The organism is Dactylosporangium darangshiense (genome assembly GCF_039537565.1).
In the GTDB taxonomy this organism is placed as follows: Bacteria; Actinomycetota; Actinomycetes; order Mycobacteriales; family Micromonosporaceae; genus Dactylosporangium; species Dactylosporangium darangshiense.
Genome location: NZ_BAABAT010000010.1, coordinates 265245 through 288638 on the forward strand (window position 1 = coordinate 265245; position 23394 = coordinate 288638).

The 23394-nt window shown below is 71.1% G+C and carries 25 protein-coding genes; 12 read left to right on the forward strand and 13 right to left on the reverse strand.

Features of this window, described 5'->3' with window-relative positions:
* Positions 1-271: 271 nt before the first annotated feature.
* The 3 genes from ABD901_RS21130 to nadA all read right to left on the reverse strand — a co-directional run bounded on the left by ABD901_RS21130 (position 272) and on the right by nadA (position 4113).
* Positions 272-898 carry a DUF3043 domain-containing protein gene (locus tag ABD901_RS21130; RefSeq protein WP_345128824.1) on the reverse strand — a complete coding sequence of 209 codons (627 nt, stop codon included), beginning with the start codon at positions 896-898 and terminating at the stop codon, positions 272-274.
* A 387-nt stretch (positions 899-1285) separates the two neighbouring features.
* The gene (gene murA / locus ABD901_RS21135) at positions 1286-2629 is read right to left on the reverse strand and encodes a UDP-N-acetylglucosamine 1-carboxyvinyltransferase (RefSeq protein ID WP_345128825.1); all 1344 of its coding nucleotides are present in this window, start codon (positions 2627-2629) and stop codon (positions 1286-1288) included.
* 320 nt (positions 2630-2949) lie between these two features.
* Positions 2950-4113: a quinolinate synthase NadA gene (gene nadA / locus ABD901_RS21140; RefSeq protein ID WP_345128826.1), complete on the reverse strand. Its 1164-nt coding sequence runs from the start codon at positions 4111-4113 to the stop codon at positions 2950-2952.
* A gap of 56 nt (positions 4114-4169) precedes the next feature.
* On the opposite strand from nadA, the gene ABD901_RS21145 reads away from it, so the two are divergent.
* From ABD901_RS21145 to ABD901_RS21165, 5 genes are all read left to right on the forward strand, one after another.
* Complete coding sequence (locus ABD901_RS21145) at positions 4170-5288, forward strand: glycerate kinase family protein (RefSeq protein WP_345128827.1); 1119 nt, start codon at positions 4170-4172, stop codon at positions 5286-5288.
* Between the two features lie 92 nt (positions 5289-5380).
* Positions 5381-5749: a HesB/IscA family protein gene (locus ABD901_RS21150; RefSeq protein ID WP_345128828.1), complete on the forward strand. Its 369-nt coding sequence runs from the start codon at positions 5381-5383 to the stop codon at positions 5747-5749.
* 164 nt (positions 5750-5913) lie between these two features.
* Entirely contained in the window at positions 5914-6894 is a 981-nt protein-coding gene (locus ABD901_RS21155; RefSeq protein WP_345128829.1) for a carbohydrate kinase family protein, read from the forward strand.
* A gap of 58 nt (positions 6895-6952) precedes the next feature.
* The gene (locus ABD901_RS21160; RefSeq protein ID WP_345128859.1) at positions 6953-7351 is read left to right on the forward strand and encodes a TlpA family protein disulfide reductase; all 399 of its coding nucleotides are present in this window, start codon (positions 6953-6955) and stop codon (positions 7349-7351) included.
* A complete protein-coding gene (locus ABD901_RS21165) occupies positions 7348-7788 on the forward strand; it encodes a DUF4395 domain-containing protein (RefSeq protein ID WP_345128830.1) in 441 nt (146 codons plus the stop codon). The genes ABD901_RS21160 and ABD901_RS21165 overlap by 4 nt, the downstream gene beginning before the upstream one ends.
* On the opposite strand, the gene ABD901_RS21170 is transcribed toward ABD901_RS21165, so the two are convergent.
* Positions 7785-7985 carry a sulfurtransferase TusA family protein gene (locus ABD901_RS21170; protein ID WP_345128860.1) on the reverse strand — a complete coding sequence of 67 codons (201 nt, stop codon included), beginning with the start codon at positions 7983-7985 and terminating at the stop codon, positions 7785-7787. The genes ABD901_RS21165 and ABD901_RS21170 overlap by 4 nt on opposite strands.
* Before the next feature lie 2 nt (positions 7986-7987).
* On the reverse strand, positions 7988-9082 hold the full coding sequence (locus tag ABD901_RS21175; protein ID WP_425556703.1) for a cysteine desulfurase family protein: 1095 nt from the start codon (positions 9080-9082) through the stop codon (positions 7988-7990).
* Positions 9083-9229: 147 nt separating this feature from the next.
* Between ABD901_RS21175 and ctaC the strand changes: the two genes are divergently transcribed.
* Together ctaC and ABD901_RS21185 are read left to right on the forward strand one after the other, a co-directional pair.
* On the forward strand, positions 9230-10108 hold the full coding sequence (ctaC, locus tag ABD901_RS21180; RefSeq protein ID WP_425556704.1) for an aa3-type cytochrome oxidase subunit II: 879 nt from the start codon (positions 9230-9232) through the stop codon (positions 10106-10108).
* A gap of 13 nt (positions 10109-10121) precedes the next feature.
* Positions 10122-10565 (forward strand): cytochrome c oxidase subunit 4, encoded by a 444-nt coding sequence (locus ABD901_RS21185; protein WP_345128833.1) that lies wholly within the window; start codon positions 10122-10124, stop codon positions 10563-10565.
* Between the two features lie 51 nt (positions 10566-10616).
* Here the strand turns inward: ABD901_RS21185 and ABD901_RS21190 are convergent, their stop codons facing one another.
* The 5 genes from ABD901_RS21190 to ABD901_RS21210 form a co-directional block, all read right to left on the reverse strand.
* Positions 10617-11153, reverse strand: a complete 537-nt coding sequence (locus ABD901_RS21190; protein WP_345128834.1) for a phospholipase — start codon at positions 11151-11153, stop codon at positions 10617-10619.
* 79 nt (positions 11154-11232) lie between these two features.
* Positions 11233-11427, reverse strand: a complete 195-nt coding sequence (locus ABD901_RS21195; RefSeq protein ID WP_345128835.1) for a hypothetical protein — start codon at positions 11425-11427, stop codon at positions 11233-11235.
* A 125-nt stretch (positions 11428-11552) separates the two neighbouring features.
* Entirely contained in the window at positions 11553-12599 is a 1047-nt protein-coding gene (gene trpD, locus ABD901_RS21200; RefSeq protein ID WP_345128836.1) for an anthranilate phosphoribosyltransferase, read from the reverse strand.
* Between the two features lie 26 nt (positions 12600-12625).
* Positions 12626-13021 (reverse strand): response regulator, encoded by a 396-nt coding sequence (locus ABD901_RS21205; protein ID WP_345128837.1) that lies wholly within the window; start codon positions 13019-13021, stop codon positions 12626-12628.
* Positions 13018-13959 carry a cytochrome c oxidase assembly protein gene (locus ABD901_RS21210; protein WP_345128838.1) on the reverse strand — a complete coding sequence of 314 codons (942 nt, stop codon included), beginning with the start codon at positions 13957-13959 and terminating at the stop codon, positions 13018-13020. Before ABD901_RS21210 ends, ABD901_RS21205 begins: the two co-directional genes overlap by 4 nt.
* Before the next feature lie 125 nt (positions 13960-14084).
* Between ABD901_RS21210 and ctaE the strand changes: the two genes are divergently transcribed.
* The 4 genes from ctaE (at position 14085) to qcrB (ending at position 18358) form a co-directional block, all read left to right on the forward strand.
* Positions 14085-14684: an aa3-type cytochrome oxidase subunit III gene (gene ctaE / locus ABD901_RS21215; protein ID WP_345128839.1), complete on the forward strand. Its 600-nt coding sequence runs from the start codon at positions 14085-14087 to the stop codon at positions 14682-14684.
* Between the two features lie 85 nt (positions 14685-14769).
* Entirely contained in the window at positions 14770-15636 is an 867-nt protein-coding gene (gene qcrC / locus ABD901_RS21220) for a cytochrome bc1 complex diheme cytochrome c subunit (protein WP_345128840.1), read from the forward strand.
* A complete protein-coding gene (gene qcrA, locus ABD901_RS21225) occupies positions 15633-16730 on the forward strand; it encodes a cytochrome bc1 complex Rieske iron-sulfur subunit (RefSeq protein ID WP_345128841.1) in 1098 nt (365 codons plus the stop codon). Before qcrC ends, qcrA begins: the two co-directional genes overlap by 4 nt.
* Positions 16727-18358, forward strand: coding sequence for a cytochrome bc1 complex cytochrome b subunit (gene qcrB / locus ABD901_RS21230; protein ID WP_345128842.1), 1632 nt, complete (start codon positions 16727-16729; stop codon positions 18356-18358). The genes qcrA and qcrB overlap by 4 nt, the downstream gene beginning before the upstream one ends.
* Positions 18359-18409: 51 nt before the next feature.
* On the opposite strand, the gene ABD901_RS21235 is transcribed toward qcrB, so the two are convergent.
* Entirely contained in the window at positions 18410-19240 is an 831-nt protein-coding gene (locus ABD901_RS21235; protein WP_345128843.1) for an alpha/beta hydrolase family protein, read from the reverse strand.
* Between the two features lie 66 nt (positions 19241-19306).
* Between ABD901_RS21235 and ABD901_RS21240 the strand changes: the two genes are divergently transcribed.
* Positions 19307-21388 carry a S9 family peptidase gene (locus ABD901_RS21240; protein WP_345128844.1) on the forward strand — a complete coding sequence of 694 codons (2082 nt, stop codon included), beginning with the start codon at positions 19307-19309 and terminating at the stop codon, positions 21386-21388.
* 376 nt (positions 21389-21764) lie between these two features.
* On the opposite strand, the gene ABD901_RS21245 is transcribed toward ABD901_RS21240, so the two are convergent.
* Both ABD901_RS21245 and ABD901_RS21250 read right to left on the reverse strand, forming a co-directional pair.
* Complete coding sequence (locus ABD901_RS21245) at positions 21765-22781, reverse strand: aspartate-semialdehyde dehydrogenase (RefSeq protein ID WP_345128845.1); 1017 nt, start codon at positions 22779-22781, stop codon at positions 21765-21767.
* Between the two features lie 323 nt (positions 22782-23104).
* Entirely contained in the window at positions 23105-23392 is a 288-nt protein-coding gene (locus ABD901_RS21250) for an Lrp/AsnC family transcriptional regulator (protein WP_345128861.1), read from the reverse strand.
* Between the last annotated feature and the right edge of the window lie 2 nt (positions 23393-23394).

Here is a 23394-nt window from a genome sequence, read left to right on the forward strand (position 1 = left end):
CCCACGGCACGGTAGGCACGGCCGCCCAGGAGGGCGCGGCGGTTCCCGGCTCTTCCCCCGGGTACTCGTCGCTCACAGCTTCGCTCTCCTCGCCACACTCCGGCACCAATATGCACCGGCGCCCGCCACGCGCCTACCCGGTGAAAAATCGTGGTCCGGTCGCGAAGGGAGGGTAAGGCTTGGAGCCCCTCCACCGCCACCGCCGCAGCCGAAACGTGTCCGGAAGGCCCGTCTCGCCCGGCCGGCCGCCTGTCGCGGAGGCGAGGGTGGATCAGATGCTCTGACCCACCTTGACCTGCGGCTTCGGGTTGCGGATGAAGCGGAACGAGATCGAGCGCATGATCGCGTACAGGTAGAGCGAGCCCATCCGCTCCTTGGCGTCGGGGAACCGCTCCTGCACCAGCTTCTTCACCTTGCGCGAGATCATGAAGCCATCGATGGCGGTCGCGAGCAGCATGAGGAAGAACAGGGCGTTGGCCGCTGTGTAGATGGACTGGTTGAGGCTGCGGTTGAACCCGACGATCATGACCAGGAACGTGGTGCCGAAGAAGAAGGTGCCGATCGTCCGGCGGGAGTCGACGATGTCGCGCACCAGCCGCCGCACGGGCCCCTTGTCCCGAGCGAGCAGGAAGCGCTCCTCGCCGTTGGCCATGCCTTCGCGCGCCTCGACGCGCTCCTGCCGCTGTTTCTCACGCAGCCGCTTGGCGGCCTCCCGCCGGTTGGCCGCGGGCGGCTCGGCCACGCGACGGCCGGCGACGACCCGCTTGGGCGTCTTCTGCCCGAGGTCACGCTTGCTCGGCGTGACGCCCTTGGCGCCCAGCGACGAATCCGCCTCGGCGTCGCTCACGGCGACGGAGGCGGCGGGCTCTTCTGACTTGCGACGAAACAGCGACGGCACGCCACGAAGGGTAGCCGACGCACCGCGAGATCAGCACCGTCGGTTCGGGTCCCTGTGGCGCTTCGCGCGACGCGTGCGGTTTCTTGTGGGCGCTTCGCGCGGTGGTTGCGGGTTTTGTTCTTGCCTGGCGCTCGCTTCGCTCGGGGCGCGGGCGGGGGGCTTCGCCACCCCGCACCCCCCATGGCCGCTGCGCGGCCACTTCTTGTCGCGCTTCGCGCGGTGGCTGGTGTGTTCTGCGGGCGCTTCGCGCGGTGGGCGCGGTGGGTTGTGGGCGCTTCGCGCGACGCGTGCGCTTTCCTGTGGCGGGCTTGCGTGGTCCTGCGGGTGTGCGGCGGGGCGGGCGAAATGTTTCGCCCGCCCCGATTTTGCTGGGTTTGTCCTGGGTGGTTAGCCGAGTTCTACGTGGGCGCCGAGGGCGTTGAGCTTGCCCTCGAAGTCCTCGTAGCCGCGCTGGATGAGCTTCACGCCGTAGACGCGGGAGGTGCCCTCGGCGGCCAAGGCGGCGATCAGGTGGCTGAAGCCGGCGCGCAGGTCGGGGATGACCAGGTCGGCGGCGTGCAGCTTCGACGGGCCGGCGATCACGGCGGAGTGCATGAAGTTGCGGCGGCCGAAGCGGCAGGGGGTGCCGCCCAGGCACTCGCGGTACGTCTGGATGGTGGCGCCCATCTGGTTCAGCGCGGCGGTGTAGCCGAGCCGGCGCTCGTACACCGTCTCGTGCACGATCGACAGGCCCCGCGCCTGGGTCAGCGCCACGACCATCGGCTGCTGCCAGTCGGTCATGAAGCCGGGGTGCACGTCGGTCTCCATGGCCACGGCCTTGAGCTCGCCGCCCGGGTGCCAGAAGCGGATGCCGCCGGTGCCGGGGGCGTCGTCGATCTCGAAGGCGCCGCCGACCGAGGTGAACAGGTTGAGGAAGGTCATCATGTCGGCCTGGCGCGCGCCACGCACGAACACGTCGCCGCGGGTGGCCAGGGCCGCGGCGCCCCAGCTGGCGGCCTCGATGCGGTCCGGGATCGGGCGGTGGTTGTAGCCGGTCAGGCGCGGCACGCCCTGGATCTCGATCACGCGGTCGGTGTGGACCTTGATGATCGCGCCCATCTTCTGCAGCACGCAGATGAGGTCGATGATCTCGGGCTCGACGGCGGCGTTGCGCAGCTCGGTGACGCCCTCGGCGCGCACCGCGGTGAGCAGGATCTGCTCGGTGGCGCCGACCGACGGGTACGGCAGCTCCAGCTTGGCGCCGCGCAGGCCGTCGGGCGCGGTGATGTCCATGCCCTTCTCGGACTTGTCGACGACCGCCCCGAACTCGCGCAGGGCCTGGATGTGGAAGTCGATCGGGCGGCCGCCGATGTTGCAGCCGCCGAGGTCCGGGATGAACGCGTGGCCCAGGCGGTGCAGCAGCGGGCCGCAGAACAGGATCGGGATGCGGCTCGAGCCCGCGTGGACGTTGATCTCATCGACGTTGGCCGACTCGACGTTGGACGGGTCGAAGATGAGCTCGCCGTCCAGCTCGCCCCGCGTGACCTTCACGCCGTGCAGCTCCAGCAGGCCGGTGACCACCTCGACGTCGCGGATGGCGGGGACGTCGTAGAGCCGGCTCGGAGTCTCACCGAGCACCGCGGCCACCATCGCCTTGGAGACGAGGTTCTTGGCACCGCGCACACGGAGCTCGCCGTTGAGCGGCGTGCCGCCGTGCACGGTGAGGACGTCACCGGCGTCGTAGTTGGTCACGGAACCCCTCCTGCAGGCAGGATCAAAAGAAGCAAGGCGCTGACACAGCGTGACGGAAATGCGTAAAGCCGCACCGCGTCGCCCGCGCAGCATATCCACATCTACTGCATGCAGAAGTCGGCCGCACGTCACCCCTGGCACGAAGACGTGACTCGGGCACGGATCACCACAGAGGGTGATGGGTTCCTATGCGCAGCGCAGATGCAGAAGGCCGATGCAGAAGCACGTGCAGAAACAAAGCAGGGACCCGCAGTCGTGCGGGCCCCTGCGGAAAAAGCGAGGGCCCGCCGAGGGCGGGCCCCTGCGGAAACGCGAGCGGGCTACGGCAGGGCGAGCATCCGGTCGAGCGCGACGCGCGCGTAGTGCGCCGTCTCCGGGTCGACCGTGATCTGGTTGGGCACGCGGCCGGCGACGAGCTCCTCCAGCGCCCACACCAGGTGGGGCAGGTCGATGCGGTTCATCGTCGAGCAGTAGCAGACGTTGCGCTCCAGGAACATGATCTGCTTGTCGGGGTGGGCGATGGCCAACCGCCGGACCAGGTTGAGCTCCGTGCCGACCGCCCAGGCCGAGCCGGCGGGCGCCGCATCGATCACGCGGATGATGTACTCCGTGGAGCCCACGTAGTCGGCCGACGTCACCACCTCGTGGCGGCACTCCGGGTGGACCAGCACGTTGACCCCGGGCACCCGGGCGCGCACGTCCTCCACCGCGTCGAGCGAGAAGCGGCCGTGCACCGAGCAGTGCCCGCGCCAGAGGATCATCCTGGCGTCGCGCAGCTGCTCGTCGGTCAGCCCGCCGCCGGGCTTGTGGGGGTCGTAGAGCACGCAGTCGGACAGCTGCATGCCGAGCTTGAGCACGGCCGTGTTGCGCCCGAGGTGCTGGTCGGGCAGGAAGAACACCTTGGAGCCCTGCTCGTACGACCAGCGCAGCGCCGTCTCGGCGTTGGACGAGGTGCACACGACGCCCTCGTTGCGCCCGACGAACCCCTTGATGTCGGCGGAGGAGTTCATGTACGTGACGGGCACCACATCTTGGGCGATGCCGAGCTCGGCGAAACGCTCCCAGGCCTTCTCGACCTGCGAGAGCACGGCCATGTCGGCCATGGAGCAGCCGGCCGCGAGGTCGGGCAGCACGACCCGCTGCGCGTCGGAGGTCAGGATGTCGGCGCTCTCGGCCATGAAGTGCACGCCGCAGAAGACGATGAACTCGGCCTCGGGCCTGGCGGCGGCCTCGCGGGCGAGCTTGAAGGAGTCGCCGGTCACGTCGGCGAACTGGATCACCTCGTCGCGCTGGTAGTGGTGTCCCAGCACGAACACGCGGTCGCCGAGGGCGGCCTTGGCGGCGCGGGCGCGCTCGACCAGGCCGGGGTCGCTCGGTGCGGGCAGATCGCCGGGGCACTCGACGCCCTTTTCGGTGTCGGGGTCGGTGCCGCGGCCCAGCAGCAGTAGCGCGGTGGCGGTTGACGAAGGTTCAGCCCAGGTCACACTTCGATCGTCCCACGCTGCGTCACTCAGAGGACTGTGACGTGCACAATGACCGGATGCGTGTGCTCGTGTGCCCGGACAAGTTCGCCGGCACGATCTCCGCGGTCGCCGCGGCCGAGGCGTTCGCCGCCGGCTGGCTGGCCGAGAAGCCGGGCGACGAGCTCGTCCGGCTCCCGCTGTCCGACGGCGGGCCCGGGTTCGGCGAGGTCCTCGCCGCGGCGCTGCCCGAGGCCAAGCGCTTCGCGGTGCCGACGACGGACCCGCTGGGCCGCCCGGCCGAGGGCCATGTGCTGCTCGACGGCGAGACCGCGTACGTCGAGAGCGCCGAGGCCTGCGGGCTGCACCTGCTCGCCGAGGCCGAACGTGATCCGAAGCACACCACGACCTTCGGCCTCGGGTCGCTGGTCCTCGCCGCGCTCGAGGTCGGCGCCCGCGAGGTCGTCGTCGGCCTCGGCGGCAGTGCCACCAACGACGGCGGGGCCGGGCTGCTCGCCGCGCTCGGCGCCGCGCCGCTGGACGCGGCCGGGTTCGCGCTGCCCTACGGGGGAGCGGCCCTGTCCGCCTGCGCCTCCCTCGGCGGCGCGCCGCGCCTGCGCGAGGCGACGCTGGTGGCGGCCACCGACGTCGACAGCCCGCTGCTCGGCCTGCACGGCGCCAGCGCCGTCTACGGCCCGCAGAAGGGCGCGACCAGGGAGGACGTGTTCCTGCTCGACGGCGCCCTGACCACGTTCGCCCAGGTGCTGGAAACGCTCCCGGGCGCGCCGGCGAACCTGGCCGCGCTGCCGGGTGCGGGCGCGGCGGGCGGCCTCGGCGCGGCGATCCTGGCCCTCGGCGGCCGGGTCGAGCCGGGCATCGGCCTGGTCCGGCGGCTGGCCCGCCTCGACGACGAGCTCGACCGGGCCGGCCTGGTCGTGACCGGCGAGGGCTCCTTCGACGAGCAGTCGCTGCGCGGGAAGGTCGTGGCGGGTGTGGCGAACGCCGCACGAGATCTCGGAGTGCCCTGTGTGGTGCTCGCCGGCCGGGTCGACGCGGGCCGCCGCGAGGCCGCCTCGATCGGCGTGACCGAGGCACACTCCCTGGTGGAGCACTTCGGCAGCGTGGCGACGGCCATGGCACGACCGGCCGACGGCCTGCGCGAACTGGGACAACGGCTGGCCCGGCAGTGGAGCCGCTAGCGAAAACCGTGTCACTATGAGAGGGAATGCCTCCGGACGCCGTGGCGTTTGACCTCGGAGGAACTGTAGACATCACCGCAGGGAGCTTGATCGTGACCGCTTCGCAGCTTGCCGAGCCCAAGCAGACGGACAACCCGGCCGGCATCGGCCTCACCGCTGATGCCGCTCTCAAGGTGCAGGCACTGCTCGAGCAGGAGGGCCGGGACGACCTGCGGCTGCGCGTCGCGGTGCAGCCCGGCGGCTGTTCGGGCCTGCGCTACCAGCTCTTCTTCGACGAGCGTGCGCTCGACGGGGACAAGGTCAGCAGCTACGACGGCTTCGAGGTCGTGGTCGACCGCATGAGCGTGCCTTACCTCACCGGTGCGACGATCGACTTCGCCGACCGCATCGACGCCCAGGGCTTCACCATCGACAACCCCAACGCCCAGGGCTCGTGCGCCTGCGGCGACTCGTTCCACTGATCTTCACGACCCGTGGCAACGGGTCGAAAGAACAACACAACATCGCGAACCGGCCGCCCAGAGATGCACGTGGGCGGCCGGTTGGCGTCTGAGCAGCGCCGAGGCGCGGGGGGTAGTCTGTCCAGGCTCGTTTCCACCAGTCGCCCGACCCAACGAGGTTCTCCATGAAGATCGCCGTCACCGGCTCGATCGCGACCGACCACCTGATGCACTTCCCGGGGCGCTTCGCGGAGCAGCTCCTGGCCGACCAGTTGCACAAGGTGTCGCTGTCGTTCCTCGTCGACGACCTCACGGTCCGGCGCGGTGGTATTGCGGCCAACATCGCCTTCGGCATGGGCCTGCTCGGCCTGCGCCCGATCCTGGTCGGCGCCGTCGGCGCCGACTTCGAGGACTACCGCAGCTGGCTGACCCGCCACGGCGTGGACTGCGACTCGATCTACGTCAGCGAGGTCGCGCACACCGCCCGGTTCGTGTGCACCACCGACGACGACATGAACCAGATCGCCTCGTTCTACGCCGGCGCGATGTCCGAGGCGCGCAACATCGAGCTCTCGCCGGTCGGCAAGCGCGTGGACGGCCTCGACCTGGTCATCATCGGCGCCAACGACCCGGTCGGCATGCTCCGCCACACCGAGGAGTGCCGCGAGCTGGGCATCCCGTTCGCCGCCGACATCTCGCAGCAGCTCGCGATCATGCCGGGCTCGGAGATCCGCAAGCTGGTGGACGAGGCGGCCTACCTGCTCACCAACGAGTACGAGAAGGAGCTTCTCGAGTCCAAGACGGGCCTCACGACCGAGGACCTGCTGGACAGGGTCGGCATCCTCATCACCACGCTGGGCAAGGACGGCGTGCTCATCCGCAGCCGCAGCCTCGACGCGGAGATCCGGGTCCCGGCGATCCGCGGTGTGCAGACGGTCGACCCGACCGGCGTCGGCGACGGCTTCCGCTCGGGCTTCTTCGCCGCCCTGTCGTGGGGGCTGGACCTGGAGCGGGCCGCGCAGACCGGCTCGATGGTCGCGGCGCTGGTCCTCGAGACCGTCGGGCCGCAGGAGTACGCGATCCAGCGCGACGAGTTCACCAAGCGTCTGGCCGACACCTACGGTGACGCGCCGGCCGACGAGATCCGGGCGCATCTGCCCGCCTGACGTCCGGCTCACTATCCCTATCGAGTTAATAGGGGTTGAGAGTATCGTTGCCGCCGTGATGTACGTGGTCCTGGCGGTGCTCGCCGCGGCGACCGTGGCCGGCCTGGTCTACCGGGCCCGCTACGGTCGCCTTCGCGCTTCCGGGGGAGATCTGCCACCCGGCCTGCTGCCGTCCGGCGGTCCCGGCGGCGTGGTGCTGCTGCACTTCACCTCGGCCACGTGCGCGCCCTGCCGGCAGGTCCGGGCCGTCTGCGCCGGGCTGGTCGAGGACGTGCCGGGCGTGCGCCACGTCGAGGTCGACGCCGACGCGCATCTCGACGCCGTGCGGCACCTCGACATCTGGCGCCTGCCCACCCTGCTCGTCGTCGACCGCCGCGGCCGCGTCGCGCGCCGCACCGTCGGCGTGCCCGATCGCGCGGACCTGCGCCGCACCGTCACGGAGGTCCTGGCGTCATGACCAGTGCAAACGTTCCCGTCCCGGGCCTGGACCCGCGCGGACCCCGCTTCGCCGCGGTCATCACCACGGTGGTGTTCGTGGTGGTACTGCTGACCGGCAGCGGCTGGCTCGCCCTCGCCCAGGCAGTGATCTTCGCCATCGGCGCCTATGACCCGCGCCGCACCCCGTACGCACTGCTCTACCGCTACCTCGTCGCGCCGCGCCTGGCCCCGCCGGCCGAGCGCGAGGACCCGGCCCCGGTCCGGTTCGCACAGGCGGTCGGGCTGGTCTTCGCCGCCGTCGCCGTCGTCGGATACCTGTCGGGCGCGACCGTGCTGGGCGTCGTCTTCGCCGCGTTCGCCCTGGTGGCGGCGTTCCTCAACGGCTTCTTCGGGCTCTGCCTGGGCTGCGAGGCCTACCTGCTGATCCGCCGCCTGCGCACCACCAGCAACGCCTAGAGACGCACCGTGTGCCGGTCGCCCTCGGTGGCGACGAACGTGTGCCCCTTCATCCGGCACCAGGCGGGGATGTCCACGGCCGCCGCCGGGTCGTCGGCGAGCACCGCGATTTCGGTGCCCGGTGGCTGATCGGCGGCCAGCTTGGCAAGCATGATGACCGGCAGCGGGCAGCGCTTGCCCAGCGCGTCGATGACCATCGTCACAGTCCCGCCTCCGCCCGCGCGTCGGCGACCACGCCCGGCAGCACGTCCAGGAACCGGCGCACGTCTTCGGTGGACACTCCACTATGGAGCGAGACGCGCACGTTGCCGTGCGTGAGCACCCCCATGGCGGCCAGCACGTGCGACGGGCGCAGGGTGTCCGAGGTGCACGCCGAGCCGGAGGAGACCGCGAAGCCGGCCCGGTCCAGCGCCTGCAGCAGCACCTCACCGTCGACATAAAGGCAACTGAACGTGACGATGTGCGGCAGCCGCTCGTCCGGCTCGCCGACCACCTCCACGTCGGGCACGGTCGCCGCCACCGTGCGGCGGATCTCGTCGACGAGCGCGTCCTGGCGTACCGACTCCGAATCGGCCTGCTCGGCCACGGCCCGCAGCGCCGCCGCGGCCGCGACCACGGCGGGCACGTCCGGTGTGCCCTCGTCCCAGGGCGACTCCCACCGGGTGCCCTTGCGGACCACCAGCAGCCCGACGCCCGCCGGGCCGCCCCACTTGCGGGCGCTGCCGGCCAGCAGCGACCACCCCGCGGGCACGCTCGCGCGGCCGAGCGACTGGGCGGCGTCGACCAGCAGCGGCACCCCGGCGTCGGCGCAGATCCGCGCCGCCGCCGCGACCGGCTGCACCGTTCCCACCTCATGATTCGCGCTCTGCACCGCGGCCAGGGCCACTTCCGGAGAACTCAGCGCCTTTTCCAGGGCATCCAGGTCCACGACCCCGGTCCGCGACACGGGCACGGAGACCGCGTCGGCGCCCGAGTCCCCGCCGGCGGCCTTGATGACGCTGGAGTGCTCGACCGCGCTGTGCACCACCAGGCGGCGGCCGCGGGAGCGCCGCACGCCGGCCACCGCGCGGCGCACCGCATCGGTGCCGCCGCGGGTGAACTGCAGCTCATCCGGGCGGACGCCGAGGACCGCGGCGGCCGTCTCGCGGGCGGCATCGAGCAGGTGACGGGCCCTGCGGGCGGGTGTGTAGAGCCGGCCGGGATCGGCCCAGCCGTCCTCGACGGCGGCCAGAAACGCTTGCCGGGCAACGGGATGCGGGGGAGCGGCGGTGGCCGAGTCCAAGTAGACGCCCACCTGGGCAACGGTATCGCGACCCGGACACGGCGACCCCAAGCCGGGCGGACCGCACATGGTCGAGTACGCTCGCCAGCGTTGGTGAGGCTTGCCGTGCGAAGCTCCTTCAAGATTGCTTCCGCGGCGCTGCTAAGGAGGCAGGAGCAGGTGGTCTCAAGAGGTTTGAGCCCCGCGCGCGCCATCGGGCTCGCCGTCTCGGCCGTCGGGGCGACGACCCTGCTCGCCGGTTGCTCCGTCGAGGACACGTTCAACGGCTTCGGCTGGCCCAAGGGCATCACCGAGCAGGGTGACCGGATGTACGACCTGTGGATCGGGTCGGTCGTCGCGGCGCTCGCCGTCGGTGTCTTCGTGTGGGGTCTGATCTTCTGGTGCGTGGTGCGCTACCGCAAGCGGGGCGAGGAGCTGCCGCCGCAGACGCGCTACAACATGCCCTTCGAGATCCTCTACACGGTGGCCCCGTTCGTGGTCATCGCCGTGCTGTTCTTCTATACCGCGGTCATCCAGACCGACGTCGACCGGCTGTCGAAGAACCCCGACGTCAACGTCGAGGTCGTCGCCTCCAAGTGGAACTGGCAGTTCGTCTACAGCGACTCCAAGGGCCCGGACGGCAAGCCGATCACGACGGTCGGCTCCGACGACTACATCCCGGTCCTGGTGCTGCCGGCGGGCAAGACGGTGCAGTTCAAGGAGACCTCGCGGGACGTCATCCACTCGTTCTGGGTGCCGGACATCCTGTTCAAGCGGGACGTCATCCCGGGCGTGGAGAACAGGTTCGAGATCAAGCTCAAGGACAACGCCCAGGGCGCATATGTCGGGCGCTGCGCGGAGCTCTGCGGGACGTATCACTCGATGATGAACTTCGAGATGCGCGTCGTGACGCCGGAGCAGTACTCGCAGTACCTGACGCTGCGCACCTCGGGCAAGAGCACCCCCGAGGCGCTCGCCTCGCTGGGCTTCCCGAACCAGGGCTACGCGACGACGACCCACCCGTTCGACACCGACCGCACCAAGCGGTCCTCGAGCTGAGAGGCGAACGGCGATGAAGTCTGAGAACCGTCTCTTCTTCGTGCTGGCGTTGTTCGTGTTCGCCATGGCCGGCCTGTATGCCTGGTGGACCAACATCGCGTCGCCCGAGCAGTCCGGCCACCGGGGCATCGAGTGGATCGGCGTCGTCGCGCTGATCCTGTCCGGCCTGCTGCTGACGATGATCGGCGGCGCGCTGTGGCTGATCTCGCGGCGCATCGAGCCCCGCCCGGAGGACCGCAGCGACGCGGAGATCTCCGACGGCGCGGGCGACCTGGGCTTCTTCAGCCCGGGCAGCTACTGGCCGGTCGGCCTGGCGTTCTCGGCGGTGATCGCGAGCCTCGGCCTGGCCTTCGACCAGTGGTGGCTCGTCGCCGTGGGCCTGATCGCGGTGCTGTTCGCGACCTGCGGCCTCATGTTCGAGTACTACACCGGCAGCCGGCGCGGCGCCGAGCACTGAGCCGGCGAGAACGAGAAGGGGCCCCCGCGAGGAGGGCCCCTTTTTCGTGCCCTAGGCCCGGGCCTCGGCCTGTGCCTGCGCCGCCTGGCCCTTGGCCAGCAGGTCCGCTGCGCGGTCGAGCGCGGCGTCGCTCACCGCGACGCTGCCGAAGGCCTTGACGGCCTGGTAGTACGTCCACGCCAGGCTCGTGCACGCCGGGCGCACGAAGGCGTTGTACGTGGCGCATTTGGCCTTCAGGTCGTAGTAGAACGAGTCGTCGATGCGGCTCTTGTTGGCCGGGAACGCGCCGATCGACTTGTAGTTGCGGTAGCCGAAGTCGTGGCGCTGGCAGGGCAGCCGGAAGTCGAAGCCGAGGGGCTGGTCCGGGCTGTCCGAGCAGTAGTCGGTGGTCCAGTCGAAGCCGTACGCGGCCCAGTCCGACTGGTGCTGGCGGGCGGAGTTCCAGGAGTTGAAGCTGGCCGCGGTCGGCTGCGACCAGGAGGACATGACCGCCGGCTTGTCGGCGGGCACGGCGGCGTGGGCGTCGGTGGCGACGCCGATGGCGATCAGCAGGGCGGTGAGGGGGATGGCGAGGCGCCGGAGCTTCATGGCGGGGATTGTTCCGCGTCGATATGAAGTCCGGCGGATTCCTGCGCCAAGCGGTACTGGCCGGTAGCTGAACGGAAGTTCAGGCGGCGCGACGGGCCGCTCGGCGCAGCAGCACCCGCGGGCGCCGGTCCATGAGCAGGATCACCGGCGCCACCACGATCGCCGCGCCGCACGCCGTGCAGGCCCGGTCCGGGCAGCTCGATCGGGGGTGGTCGGCGCAGGCCGGCCGCTCGAAGATCCGCACCCGGTCGCAGGTGTCGCAGCGCAGCTCCATGCCGCCACGGTCCCACCGCCGCGCCGCCCGTCGAGGGACCCGCCCCCGCGTGTCATGTGACTTTTCGAGGGGCGGCTGGAATGGAGATGTACGTCACCAACACGCCGGAGGGGGTCGGGGATCGGTCAGGAGGCCTTGAAGGCGGTCCAGCGCTCCAGCAGCGCCGTCGCCGCACCCGAGTCCACGGCCGCGGCCGCGCGCTCGAGGCCCGCCCTGAGCTGTCCGGCCAGGTCGGACGCGTCCAGCCCCTCTCGGGCGGCCAGCGCCGCGGCGGAGTTGAGCAGCACCGCGTCGCGCACCGGCCCGCCCTCGCCGGCGAACACCCGCAGGGCGACGTCGGCGTTGTGCTCCGGCTCGCCGCCGCGCAGGTCGCCGGGGGCCGAGCGGGGCAGGCCCAGGTCGACGCTGTCGATCACGGTCTCGGTGACCCGCCCGCCGGTGGCCACCCAGACGCGGGTCGGCGCGGCGGTGGTGAACTCGTCGAGGCCGTCCTCGCCGCGCACGAGCAGCACGGAGTACCCCCGGCCGGCCATCACGTCCGCCACGACCGGCGCCATCCGCAGGTCGAAGCAGCCGATGGTCGCCGCCGTGGGCTGCGCCGGGTTGGTCAGCGGGCCGAGGAAGTTGAACACCGTCGGCACACCCATCTCGCGACGCGGCACGCCCGCGTGGCGCATGGCTGGGTGGAAGCGCGCGGCGAAGCAGAAGCCGATGCCGATCTCGTCGACGCAGCGCGCGACGTCCTCCGGGCCCAGGTCGATGGTGACCCCGAGCCGCTCGAGCAGGTCGGCGGCGCCGGTCGAGGAGGACGCGGCCCGGTTGCCGTGCTTGATCACCGGCACGCCGGCGGCGGCCGTCACCACCGCGGCCATCGTGGAGATGTTCACGGTGTTGGCCCGATCGCCGCCGGTGCCGACGATGTCGACGGCGGCGTTGCGCAGCTCGTCGGAGATCGGCACGCGGGTGGCGTGGGTGAGCATCGTCTCCGCGCACGCGGCGACCTCGGCCGGTGTCTCACCCTTCGCCCGCAGCGCGATGACGAAGGCGGCCGTCTGCACGGGGGTGGCCGAACCGGAGAAGATCTCGCCCATCGCCCAGCCGGTGTCCTCGGCGGAGAGGTCCTCCCCGCGCAGCAGGGCGGTGAGCAGCGTCGGCCAGGTGCGGTCGCCCATGGCGGCCTCCAGAGGGGGTGTCCTACTTACCGGCGGATGGCGGGGTATGCGCGGAGCAGGGCGGCGACGGTCTCCCCGGTGGTCACGGGGTCCAGCGGGTACATGATCGTGCCCTCGACCTTGGCGTAGGACGCGAGCCAGCGGTCCGCGGCGCGGGCGATGGCCAGCACGACCGGGGGCGCGTCGGCGATCTCGTCCTTGAGCTGCCGCGCGATGCCCAGGCCGCCGCCCGGGGTGGCCTCGCCGTCGAGGACCAGCAGGTCGACGTCGGTGTCGTCGACGAGCTTCACGACCTCGGCATAGGTCGAGGCGTCGACGAAACGCACCGTCAGGTCGGCCGCGGGGCGGGTGCCGATGGCCAGCCGCATGCGGTCGCGGACCTCGGGGTCGTCGCTGTACAGCAGGACAATGTGCTCGCTCATGTACGCGCTGCTCCTCGTGTGGCGTCTGCCCCCGGGATCGTACCGTCAGCGGAAATCGCGATTCCCGTGCGGGCCGACCACTCCTCTTCCTCCCGCCGCTGCCGCTCCTCGCGGTCCAGCTGGCGGTCGACGCGCTTGGCCTCCCGGTCGGACTGGCGCATCCACTGCACGACGAGCACCGCGAGCATCGTCACCGAGACGAACTCGCCGCCGGCCCACAGGATCCCGCCCGCCACCACCTGGTCGGCGACCGGGTCGGCCCAGCTCAGGTGCAGCGACGGATACCAGTCCCCGCCCAGCAGCGTCTTGCTCTGCATGATGGTGAGCCCGAGCACGGTGTGGAACGGCGTGGACAGGAACATCAGCAGGGCGCGCGCCGGGTATGGCCACCGCCCGGGCAGCGGGTCGAGGCCGACGAGCGGCCAGAAGAACAGGCAGCCCACCGCGATGAAATGCGCGTGTGTGAGCTCGTGCACCCACTCGTGGCGCATGGTGAGCTCGTAGAGACCAGTGAAATAGAGCACGAACGGCGTGACCACGAAGAAGCCGAACGCCACGAGGGGGAAGGCCAGGATCCGGGCCGCGCGCGAGTGCACCACGGCCAGCAGCCAGCGCCGCCCCCGGGCCGGCAGCGTGCGCAGCGCGAGGGTCACCGGCGCGCCCAGGGCCAGGAAGATCGGCGCGATCATCGACAGGATCATGTGCTGGACCATGTGCACCGACAGCAGTGCCGTGTCGTACTCCTCGACGCCGCTCATCGTCACGGCGGCGATCGAGCCCAGGCCCGGGAACAGGAACAGCACCGTGCGCGCGACCGGCCACCGGTCGCCGCGGCGGTGCAGCTTCACCACGCCGGCCAGGTAGAGCCCCGCGGCGGCCAGCAGCACCAGCGTCAGCCAGGACACGTGGAACGAGCCCAGCAGCGTCGAGGCCGACACGGGACCGGGTTCACCTGCGGTTACGAGTGCGTGGAACACGTACACAGACTATGCCGCCGCACGAATCGTCCGTGTCTGGTGGACCCCGCGCAAACCTGATGATGATCGGGGGCAATAATGACGACGTGACTGCGGCCCCAGCGATTGCCAAGAGCCAGATCCACTCACTGACCAGGCCCAACATGGTCAGTGTCGGGACGATCGTGTGGCTCTCCAGCGAACTGATGTTCTTCGCGGCGCTGTTCGCGATGTACTTCTCCATCCGCGCCGCCGCGCCGGAGCTGTGGGAGAAGCACACCGAGGTGCTGAACATCCCCTACGCCCTGACATTCACGATCATCCTCGTGCTGTCGTCCATCACCTGCCAGATCGGCGTGTTCCGCGCCGAGCGCGGTGACGTGCACGGCCTGCGGCGCTGGTTCGCGCTGACGTTCATCATGGGCCTGACCTTCGTGCTGGGGCAGGTGAACGAGTACCGCAACCTGGTCGGCGAGGGCGTGAAGATCAACGGCGACGGTTACGGCTCGATGTTCTACCTGACCACCGGGTTCCACGGCCTGCACGTCACGGGCGGCCTCATCGCCTTCGTCATCTACCTCATCCGCACGACGATGGGCCGGTTCACGCCGGCGCAGGCGACGGCGGCGATCGTCGTGTCGTACTACTGGCACTTCGTCGACGTGGTCTGGATCGCACTCTTCGCGATGATCTACTTCTTGCAGTGACGGTCCCGGCCGCGCGTCACGCTCCGGACCACCCCTCCAGGACCACTACCGAAGACTCATAGGTGATGACGACAAAGGTGAGGCCATGACTTCTGAGCAGAGCAAGCGGCCGCTTGCCCGGCTGGTGCCGGGTGGCGCGCGCGCGGCCCGGAGCAAGCTACGCAGGCGGTTGTCGGCGGCCGTGCGCCTGGTCGCCGCGCTCACGCTGGTCGGCGGCCTCTACAGCGCATACGCTCCCGGCGTCGGCCGCGCCGAGGAGACGCCCGTCCTGTCGGCACAGGCACAGCACGGCAAGGAACTGTACGAGTACAGCTGCATCACCTGCCACGGCACGAACGCGCAGGGCGTGCAGGACCGCGGCCCCAGCCTGATCGGCGTGGGCTCCGCGGCCGTCGAGTTCCAGGTCAACACCGGCCGCATGCCGCTGGCCCGCCAGGAGGCGCAGGCCCAGCGCAAGCAGCCGCAGCTCAGCGAGCAGGACGCCGCCGACATCGGCGCCTACATCCAGGAGCTGGGCGGCGGACCGCAGCTGCCGAGCGCGTCGAGCCTCGATGCGGACGTCAAGAAGGCGCAGACGGACCCGAAGACCCTCGCGCACGGCGGCGAGCTGTACCGGGTCAACTGCTCCTCGTGCCACGGGTTCTCCACCGGCGGCGGCGCGCTGTCCTCCGGCAAGTTCGCCCCGACGCTGCAGCACTCGACCAACCGCGACATGTACGGCGCCATGCTGACCGGCCCGCAGAACATGCCGGTGTTCGGCAACAACCAGCTGTCGCCGGACGACAAGGCCGCGATCATCGCGTACGTCCAGAACCTCAACAAGAACTCGCAGAGCGACCCCGGTGGCTGGAACATCGGCCGCTACGGCCCGGTTCCCGAGGGGCTCGTCATCTTCCTCATCGGTATCGCGGCGCTCGTGTTCGCCACGCTGTGGATTGCAGGGAAGTCATGACCACCCAAACCGCTCCCGAGCAGGAGCAGTTCGATGCGAGCGACCCGCGCCTGACCCGGTTCGACCTGGTCAAGGAGGGTGCGCGCCGCGACGGCGTCGAGATCGTGCACTACGCGCCGCGCTTCCCGGTGCCGGGCACCAAGGCCGAGAAGCGCATCGAGCGCGTGCTCGGCCTGATGTTCCTGCTGACCGGCCTCATGGGCACTGCGTTCGTGGTCGCCTACATCGCCTGGCCCTGGCACTACGGCCACGGCGACGAGACCTACCAGAAGCTGTTCCCGTTCTACACCCCGTTGCTCGGTGCGACGCTCGGCCTCGCCCTGCTGACCCTGGGCCTGGGCATCATCACGTGGTCGAAGAAGCTCCTGCCCGAGGAGGTCTCGATCCAGGAGCGCCACGACGGCCCGTCGGACCGCACCGAGCAGAGGCTCACCGCGGCCACGATCGTCAACATGGGTGACGAGCTCGGCCTCAAGCGCCGCAAGTTCGTCGGCCTGGCGTTCCTGGCCGGCGCCGCCCCGCTGGGCGCGGCCGCCGGCGCGGTCCTGGTCGGCTCGCTGATCAAGGCACCGAAGCAGAACGGCGAGAACATCTTCTTCACCACCGGCTGGAACCCGGACAACAACGGGGGCAAGCCGGTCCGGCTCACCCACGAGGACGGCACCCCGATCCGCCCGGCCGACGTCAGCATCGGCGGCCAGATCACCGTCTTCCCCGGCATCCCCGGCGGGGCGACGAACAAGTACGGCGACTCGCCCACCCTGCTCATCCACCTCCGCGAGCAGGACGCGCAGGAGACGCTGCGCAACGTCAAGGCCACCAACCAGGGCAGCCAGTGGCAGAACTTCGTGGCCTACTCGAAGATCTGCACCCACGCCGGCTGCCCGGCGAGCCTGTACGAGCAGCAGACCAACCGCCTGCTGTGCCCCTGCCACCAGTCGCAGTTCCAGATCACCGACAACGCGCGGCCGATTTTCGGTCCCGCCAGCCGGGCACTGCCGCAACTGCCGATCACGGTGGATGATGAGGGATACTTCGTAGCGAAGTCCGATTACCGGGTTGCTATCGGACCGGCCTTCTGGGAGCGGCCATGAAAAGGCGCAAGATCGATGTCCGGGCCATGCCGGCGAAGTCGGCGGAGGCGCTCGACGAGCGCTTCCAGGCGGCCACGCCCCTGCGACGCCTGCTGAACAAGGTCTTCCCCGACCACTGGTCATTCCTGCTGGGTGAGATCGCCCTCTACTCGTTCATTGTGCTGCTGCTCAGCGGCATCTTCCTCGCGCTGTTCTTCGACCCGTCGATGCGCGAGGTGGTGTACGACGGCAGCTACACCCCGCTGCGCGGCGTGGAGATGTCGCAGGCGTACAACACCGCCCTGCACCTGTCGTTCGACGTGCGCGGCGGCCTGTTCATGCGCCAGATGCACCACTGGGCGGCGCTGCTGTTCATGGCCGCGATCGTCGTGCACATGTTCCGGGTGTTCTTCACCGGCGCGTTCCGCAAGCCGCGCGAGGCCAACTGGATCGTCGGCGTGCTGCTGTTCTGGATGGGCTTCCTCGAGGGCTTCGCCGGCTACTCGCTGCCCGACGACGCGCTGTCCGGCACCGGCCTTCGCATCGCCAGCGCCATCATGCTGTCGATCCCGATCGTCGGCACCTGGGTGACGACCTCGCTGTTCAACGGTGAGTTCCCGGGTGATGTCATCCTGGACCGGCTCTACATCGTCCACGTGCTGCTCATCCCCGGCGCGCTGCTCGCACTCATCAGCGTCCACATGGGCCTGCTGGTGAAGCAGAAGCACACGCAGTGGCCCGGCCCCGGCCGGACCAACGAGAACGTGGTCGGCGTGCGGATGTTCCCGGGCTTCGCGGCCAAGGCCGGCGGCTTCTTCATGATCGTGTTCGCCATGATCGCCGCGCTGGCCGGCCTGTTCCAGATCAACCCGATCTGGCTGTTCGGGCCCTACAAGGCCGCGGTCGTCTCGGCGGCGAGCCAGCCCGACTGGTACGTCATGTTCCTGGACGGCTCGACGCGTCTGTTCCCGGCGTGGGAGATCCGCTTCGACCTGTTTGGCTGGGGTGACGGCTACACCATCCCGCCGATCTTCTGGCCGACGGTGGTGCTACCCGGCATCCTGACCATGCTGCCGATGTTCTATCCGTTCATCGAGGCGCGGTTCAGCAAGGACAAGGCGGTGCACAATCTGCTGCAGCGCCCGCGGGACAACCCGCTGCGCACGGCGCTGGGCGCTATGGCGATCGCGTTCTACGTCGTGCTGCTGATCTCCGGCGGCAACGACGTGCTGGCCGACAAGTTCCACATCAGCCTCAACGCGATGACCTGGGCCGGGCGCATCGGCATCCTGGTGCTGCCGCCGCTGGCGTACTACACCGCGTACCGCATCGCCCTCGGCCTGCAGCAGCACGACCGCGAGGTCCTGGCGCACGGCATCGAGACCGGCATCATCCGGCGCATGCCGGACGGCCGGTTCATCGAGGTACACCAGCCGCTGCCGTTCGACGAGCACGCCATCGAGGGCGACGGGCACCACGGCCTGGAGTACGCCGGCTGGGTCGTGCCGAAGAAGATGAACCGCATCGGCGCGCTCGCGCCGACGGTGAAGGGCTTCTTCTACCCGATCGAGAAGGCGGCCCCGACGCCGAAGCCGGCGCCGTACGACATCGGCGTGCCGAAGCGCGAGGAGATCACCTCGGACCGCTGAGCCCGTGTGGAAACGGCCCCCGGCGTCTCGCCGGGGGCCGTTTCCCGTTGCTCAGGTCAGTGTCGTGGTCCACTCGGCCACGCGGGCGGCCAGGGCGGTGCCGTGCTTCGCCCAGCGGAAGTGGTCGATCGGCGGCCCGGGCTCGTAGTGCTCGCGGGTCACCGGCGCGGCCGGGAGCTTCTCCAGCAGGCGCGAGACGGTGCCGGGCGGCGTGTACCGGTCGCCGGCCATGTCGACGGCCAGCACCGGCGTCGTGACCCGCCGCAGCGCCGCCTCCATGTCCACGCCGTGCAGCGCCGGATAGCGGCCGGTGCGGGCGGTCCGTGCCCAGTCCTGGATCACGCGGCGCGCCTGGCGGCCGCCGAAGCCCCAGCCCGGCCAGACCCGCAGCACGGTCGAGGCCACGCCGAGGGTCTGGGTCTGCAGCAGCACCGGCACGCGTCGGCCGGCGGGGTAGCGGCGCCAGTACGGCACCCCGACCGCCAGCAGCGCGAGCCCCGCCACGTCGGAGGCGGGCTCGGCGGCGAGATGCAGGGCGCACGCCTGGCCGCCCAGCGAGTGCCCGACCAGGATCGTGCGGCGCCCGGCCCGGCGCGGCTTGAGGTGCTGCAGCACCGCGTCGACGTCGCCGGTCAGCTCGGCCAGGCCGTAGCGCGAGGCCCGCGACGGCGGCGGCGCGCTCGCACCGGTGCCGCGCAGGTCGGCGACGACCACGGCGAGCCCGGCGGCGGCCAGGTCGGCGGCGAACGCGCGGTAGTAGCGGGCCGGCACGCCCATCGCCGGCCACAGCACGGCGAGCGTCGGGGCGTCGTCGGGCGCGGGGTACACCTGCAGGGCGATCCGGTCCGTCCCGCGTTCGACCGTCTCCACCGTCGGCTCCATGGGTCGAGGGTAGGGGTAGGAGGTTACCGGTGGGTAAGGAGGGTGACCCCGGTTACTGTGCACTGCGTGAAACCAGTCGATCTGCCGCAAATGCGCACACCCGGCGCGCCCGCGCTGAGCCCGGACGGCGCGACCGTCGCCGTCGCGGTCTCCCGGCCCGATCTCGCCACCGACGCGTACACCTCGCAGCTGTGGCTCATGCCTTCCGACGGCTCGCGCCCCGCTGCCCAGTTCACCAACGGCTGGCACGACAGCGCGCCGCGCTTCTCGCCGGACGGGCGCTGGCTGGCGTTTCTCCGGCGGGTCGACAAGGCCGCGAAGCCGCAGCTGTGGGTCATGCCGGTGCACGGGGGAGAGCCGCGGCGGCTGACGGACGAGCCGCTGGGGGCGGGAGCGCCCGACTGGTCGCCGGACTCCACCCGGCTGGCATTTTCCGCTCGTGTACCCCATGAGGGCCGCTACGGCACCGCCAGCACCGACGACGGCGAGCCGGTCGGGCCCGACGGCGAGCCGCCGCGGCGCATCACGGAGCTGTTCAACCGGATGGACGGCGTCGGGTTCCTGCGCGACCGCCCGGCGCACCTGTTCGTGGCCACCCTGGATGGCGAGGTCACCCGCATCACGACCGGCGGGCACGACCACGGCGACCCGCGCTGGAGCCACGACGGCGAGTGGCTCACCTTCGTCTCGGCCCGCCATGCCGGCTGGGGCTCCGACTGGGCGGCCGACGTGTGCGTGGTGCGCCCCGACGGCGCCGGCCTGCGCGCGCTCACGGGCGCCGAGTTCATCGCGAGCCTGCCCCGGTTCACCCCCGACGGCGCCGCGGTCGTGTTCGCGGCCGCGCCGGCGGGGGAGGGCCGCGTCGACCCGGTGCTGCGCAACGACTCGCTGTGGTCGGTGCCGCTGGACGGCGGCGCGGTGCGGCCGCTGCTCGACCCGGCCGAGTACCACCTCGCGTTGCCGGGCGGCGACCTGGACGTCTGCCCGGACGGGGTGCTGTTCGCCAACGAGCGGCGGGGTGCGGTACAGCTGCTGCTCGTGCCCATCGACGGCGGGGCGCCCGCCGCGGTGGTCGAGGGCGAGCGCCAGGTGGCCGGGTTCGCGTGGGCGGGCGGCACGCTGGCCGCGACGATCGCCGGCCCGGCCGACTGGGGTGAGGTCTACGCGGGTCCGCGCCGGCTGGCCGGCGTCTCGGACGGCGTTTCGGACGGCGTTTCGGACGGCGTTTCGGATGGGGCCTCGGGCGGCGTTTCGGACGGCGCCTTGGGCGGGGTCTCGGACGGCGCCTCGGACGCCGGCTCGGACCGCGTTTCGGACGGCGCCTTGGACCGCGTCTCGGGGGGCGTCGAGGCGTTCGGGGTGCGGCGGCTCACCGGCTTCTCGGACGGCTTCGGGGCCCTTGAGCAGGTCGAGATCACCGGGGCCGCCCCCGACGGCTACCCGGTGCACGGCTGGGTGGTCCGGCCCGCCGGTCCCGGCCCGCATCCCGTCCTGCTCATGATCCATGGCGGCCCCTTCACGCAGTACGGCTGGCGGCTCTTCGACGAGGCCCAGGTCTACGCCGGAGGGGGCTACGCGGTGGTCTTCGGCAACCCGCGCGGCTCGTCCGGCTACGGGGAGGCGCACGGGCGCGCAATCCGGGGCAACGTGGGCGAGACGAGCGCGGCCGACCTGCTGGCCCTGCTCGACGCGGCGCTGAAGTCGCCGGACCTGGACGAGCGGCGGGTCGGGGTGCTGGGCGGCTCACACGGCGGCTTCATGACGACCTGGCTCGCGGCGCACCACGGCGACCGGTTCCGGGCGGCGGTGTCGGAGCGGGCCGTGAACGCCATCGACAGCTTCGTGGGGACGTCGGACATCGGCTGGTTCTTCGCCGACTCGCTGTACGTGGACGATTTCGCCCGGCAGAGCCCGCTGTCCTACGCCGACCGGATCTCGCTGCCGATGCTCATCATTCACTCGGAGCAGGACTGGCGGTGCCCGGTCGAGCAGGCGTATCGCCTGTTCGTGGCCCTGAAGCGGCGCGGCGCGCCGGTGGAACTGCTGCTCTTCCCCGGCGAGGGCCATGAGCTCTCGCGGACCGGTCGCCCGTCGCACCGCATCCAGCGCTTCGACGCGATCCTGGACTGGTTCGACCGCCACATCTGAGGGCGGGTCCGGGCCGCGCATGCACGTAACGGCCGTTACGCATGCACGGCCCGGCAGCGGCCCGCGTGCCCGAGGTGGCCCGGCCCCCGGCCCGCGTGCCCGCGTGCCCGCGTGCCCGAGGTGGCCCGGCCCCCCGCCCGCGTGCCCGCGTGTGCCCGCGTGCCCGAGGTGGCCCGGCCCCCGGCCCCCGGCCCGCGTGCCCGCGTGCCCGCGTGCCCGAGGCGGCCCGGCCCCCGGCCCGCGTGCCTGAGGTGGCCCGGCCCGGGGCCCGCGCGGCCGAGGTGGGGCGGGCGCGGCCCGGCGTGCGGCGGCTGCATGCACGTAACGGCCGTTACGGGAACAGATGTTCCGGTAACGGCCGTTACGGTAACGCCTGTTACGGGATCAGCAGCTCGGCGATTTGGACCGCGTTGAGGGCCGCGCCCTTGCGCAGGTTGTCGTTCGAGACGAACAGCGCCAGGCCGTTGTCGACGGTCTCGTCGGCGCGGATGCGGCCGACGTACGACGGGTCGGCGCCCGCGGCCTGCAGCGGCGTCGGGATGTCGCTGAGCACCACGCCGGGCGCGCCGGAGAGCAGCTCGGTGGCGCGCGCGACCGAGATCGGGCGCTCGAAGCGCAGGTTCAGCTGCAGCGAGTGGCCGGTGAAGACGGGCACGCGCACGCAGGTGCCGGAGACCTTGAGGCCGGGCAGCTCGAGGATCTTCCGGCTCTCGTTGCGCAGCTTCTGCTCCTCGTCGGTCTCGAACGAGCCGTCGTCGACGATCGCGCCGGCCAGCGGCAGCACGTTGAACGCGATCGGGCGGGCGAACTTCTTCGGCTCCGGGAACTCCACCGCCGAGCCGTTGAACGCCAGCGCCGCGGCGCCGTCGGCCACCTTGCGGACCTGCTCGTCGAGCTCGGCGACGCCGGCCAGCCCGGCGCCGGAGACGGCCTGGTATGTGGCGGCGACCATGGCCACCAGCCCGGCGTCCTGGTGCAGCGGGCGCACGACCGGCATGGCGGCCATCGTGGTGCAGTTGGGGTTGGCGATGATGCCCTTCGGCCGCACGGCCGCGGCGTGCGGGTTGACCTCGGCGACGACCAGCGGCACGTCGGGGTCCATCCGCCAGGCCGACGAGTTGTCGATCACGACGGCGCCCGCGGCGGCCACCTTCGGGGCGAGTTCCTTCGACGTGCCCTTGCCGGCCGAGAACAGCACGATGTCGAGCCCGGTGTAGTCCGCGGTGGCCGCGTCCTCCACCGTGACTTGCGTGTCCTGCCAGTCAATGGGCCGCCCGGCGGAGCGGGCGGACGCGAACAGTCGCAACTCGTCTACCGGGAACTGCCGTTCGGCCAGGATGTGGCGCATGACGCTGCCGACCTGCCCGGTGGCCCCTACGATGCCGATCCTCATGGCGGCGAGGGTACCGGGTGTGGGGCACGCATTCGATGCGATTTGCCGCACTCCCGACGTCGTAACCAGGGCAAACGGGGGTTTCTTGCGGCGCCGCCCGGCCCCGTGCCCACGCCTTGCTGCGCCGGCCGCGCAAAACCGTGGGAATTAGTCCGCATCTGCGCCGCACAGACCGGTGGACCTTGTCCACGTCCGCGCCGCGCCGGATCGGGGGACTCAATCCGGCGGTCCGCGCCGTGCTGGACCGCGGGACTCAGTCCGTGTCCGTGCCGTGCTGGATCGCGGGACTCAGTCCGCGTCCGCACCGCGCCGGACCGCGGGACTCAGTCGGCGTCGGGGAGGCCGATCGCGAACGCTTCCTCGAGATCGTGGCGGGAGTACGCGCGGAAGGCGATGTGCGTGTCGGTGTCGACGACGCCGGGCACCTTCGAGATGTTGTTGGCGATCACCTCGGCGATGTCCTCGAACTGCCGGACCCGGACCATCGCGATGAGGTCGGTGTTGCCGGCGACGGAGTACACCTCGCTGACGCCGTCGAGGTTGGCGATGTTCTCAGCCACCTCCGGGATCGAGTCGGTGGCGCAGTCGATGAGGACGATCGCGGTGATCACCT